This is a genomic window from Agrobacterium sp. MS2 (assembly GCF_003261015.1).
GTDB classification, from domain to species: Bacteria; Pseudomonadota; Alphaproteobacteria; order Rhizobiales; family Rhizobiaceae; genus Agrobacterium; species Agrobacterium pusense.
Genome location: NZ_QLNF01000054.1, coordinates 1 through 2,505, shown reverse-complemented (window position 1 = coordinate 2,505; position 2,505 = coordinate 1). Strand labels below are relative to the sequence as shown.

Annotated in this window: 3 protein-coding genes; all 3 read left to right on the top strand. The window is 59.2% G+C overall.

Translation table 11 applies throughout. The features are described 5' to 3' along the window. Positions 1-77: 77 nt before the first annotated feature. The 3 genes from DOU54_RS15405 to tnpC all read left to right on the top strand — a co-directional run bounded on the left by DOU54_RS15405 (position 78) and on the right by tnpC (position 2,497). Positions 78-461 (top strand): transposase, encoded by a 384-nt coding sequence (locus DOU54_RS15405; protein WP_113731551.1) that lies wholly within the window; start codon positions 78-80, stop codon positions 459-461. Beyond that, entirely contained in the window at positions 458-802 is a 345-nt protein-coding gene (tnpB, locus tag DOU54_RS15400) for an IS66 family insertion sequence element accessory protein TnpB (RefSeq protein WP_003495066.1), read from the top strand. Before DOU54_RS15405 ends, tnpB begins: the two co-directional genes overlap by 4 nt. Before the next feature lie 75 nt (positions 803-877). Continuing rightward, entirely contained in the window at positions 878-2,497 is a 1,620-nt protein-coding gene (gene tnpC / locus DOU54_RS15395) for an IS66 family transposase (protein ID WP_113731550.1), read from the top strand. The last annotated feature ends 8 nt before the right edge of the window (positions 2,498-2,505 follow it).

Here is a 2,505-nt window from a genome sequence, read left to right as displayed (position 1 = left end):
GTAAGCGCGTAGGCCACCCCACGTATCTTTAGGACTGCTGATCGGCGATTTTATTCGTGAATCATGCGGAGAATCCTATGAGCGACAGTGTGGATCACCCTCGAACCTTTGAGGTTTTGACTGCGGAGCCGGTGCGAAGACGACGCAAGCCGCGTGAGTGGTCGGACGACGAAAAGGCGCGAATCCTGGCAATGGCGCTGCAGCCTGGGGCGAACGTCTCGGCGGTCGCCCGGTCGGAAGGCTTAGATCCGTCACAGCTTTATGGATGGCGACGCACGGCACTGTCATCGGGCGTTGTTGCACCCCTGACTGAGGGAACGGGCAAGCAGAAGTTCGCGCGCGTTGAAACGGCAAGCAGCGGCTCGGTGGATATTGTCATTGCCGATATGGTGGTGCGCGTCGGCGGTAATTTTGATCCTGATCACCTGGTGAAGGTTCTGCGGGCGGTTCGCAAGGCATGATCGCTTCTGGTGTGGTGGTCTACGTGTCATGCCAGCCGGTCGACTTCCGCAAAGGAGCCGCCTCGTTGATGGCGTTGGTGCGGGATGGTGGGCTCGATCCCTTCAATGGCGCGCTTTACGTCTTTCGCTCGAAACGGGCCGATCGTATTCGCATTGTCTGGTGGGATGGCAGTGGCGTCTGCCTGTATTCGAAAACCTTGGAAGATCAGGGTTTCTGCTGGCCGGGTATCTCGGCGGCACGGATACGTCTGGACCATTCTCAGCTGATGGCGTTGCTGGCCGGAATGGATTGGAAAAAGATCCGCCCGACGAAGGTCAGGCGACCCTTGTTGACGGGCTAACAGCGCCTGCGACATGATGAATCATGCCGCTGTAATGGTTGGGAAAACGGCTGTTTTTGTGCTCTACTCATTGCCATGGATTTGCCCCCTCAAGACCTGCCGGACGACGTTGACGCGCTGAAAGCGATGGTCCTCGCGATGGCGCGCGAGCAGGTTGCAAAAGAAGCCCGACTGAAGGCCGCTGAAGCTGAGATCGCCCGGCTGGAGGTGGTGGAGAAGAGCGCCAACGAGCGGATTGCCAACCTCACATCGATCCTGAAGGTTCTGCAGCGCACCCAACATGGCACCCGTTCCGAGCGACTGCGGCTTGGCGTCAACGACGAACAGGTGTCCTTTGCCTTCGAAGAAGTCGAGACTGGCCTTTCGGCAATCCAGAGCGAGCTTGATCATGCGGCCAAGGACAAGCCGAAACGGGCAGCACGTCCACGCAAGGGTTTTGCCGCTCATCTCGAACGCATCGAGGAAGTGATCGAGCCAGAGATCCCTGCTGAATACGTGGGCTTGGAAAAGGTCCTGATCGGTGAGGATCGCTCCGAACGGCTGGATGTCGTGCCGCCGAAGTTCCGGGTCATCGTGACGCGCCGCCCCAAATACACCTTCCGCGGCCACGATGGCGTGCTCCAGGCTTTGGCACCGGCGCACATCATCGAAAGCGGCCTGCCGACGGAGCGGCTGCTCGCCTATATCGCCGTCTCCAAATACGCCGACGGCCTTCCGCTTTACCGGCAGGAGGCAATCTATCTACGCGACGGTGTCGAGATCAGCCGATCGTTGATGGCCCAGTGGATGGGACATCTGGGCTTCGAACTGCAGATCTGCGCCGATTACATCCTTGAGCGCGTCAAGGAGGGCGAAAGGATCTTCGCTGACGAAACCACCTTACCCACTCTTGCCCCTGGGTCCGGGAAAACGACGAAGGCCTGGCTTTGGGCTTACGCTCGCGATGATAGACCCTATGGCGGAACCAGTCCGCCGATGGTGGCCTATCGTTTTGAGGACAGCAGGGGCGCTAATTGCGTGGCGCGTCATCTCGCCGGATTCAGCGGCATCCTGCAAGTCGACGGCTACTCGGCCTATACCAGTCTCGCCAAGACGCGTGCCAAAGACGGCAGCAATGAAACGGTCCAGCTCGCAGGCTGCTGGGCGCATCTACGCCGCAAGTTTTACGACCTTCACATTAGCGGAGTCTCGAAGGCTGCAACGGACGCGATCATCGCGATGACCGAGCTCTGGCGCATCGAGGATGAGGTCCGCGGTCTCAATGCCGACAGCCGTTCCGTACTGCGTCAGGAAAAATCAGCAACCATCGTCACCCGCCTCTTTGATCTTTGGGAGAAAGAGCTGGGCAAGGTCTCTGGCAAGTCCAAGACCGCCGAAGCGATCCGTTACGCGCTCACCCGGCGCGAAGCACTGGAGCGCTTCCTGACGGACGGACGCATCGAAATTGACTCCAATATCGTCGAGCGCGCTATCAGGCCCCAAACAATTACGAGAAAGAACAGTCTATTCGCCGGCAGCGAAGGCGGTGGACGGACTTGGGCGACTCTGGCCACCCTCTTGCAGACAGCCAAGATGAACAACGTCGATCCGCTCGACTGGCTCTCACAGACATTGACCCGCATTGCTCAAGGCTGGCCTGTCTCTGAAATCGAGGCGCTTATGCCCTGGAACTTCAAGCCCCACGCCCTCGGCTAACCGCTTAC

What these genes read in the sequence shown, in the direction of transcription:
- DOU54_RS15405 (WP_113731551.1), top strand. Translation starts at nt 78, where the DNA reads ATGAGCGACAGTGTGGATCACCCTCGAACCTTTGAGGTTTTGACTGCG.
- tnpB (WP_003495066.1), top strand. Translation starts at nt 458, where the DNA reads ATGATCGCTTCTGGTGTGGTGGTCTACGTGTCATGCCAGCCGGTCGAC.
- tnpC (WP_113731550.1), top strand. Translation starts at nt 878, where the DNA reads ATGGATTTGCCCCCTCAAGACCTGCCGGACGACGTTGACGCGCTGAAA.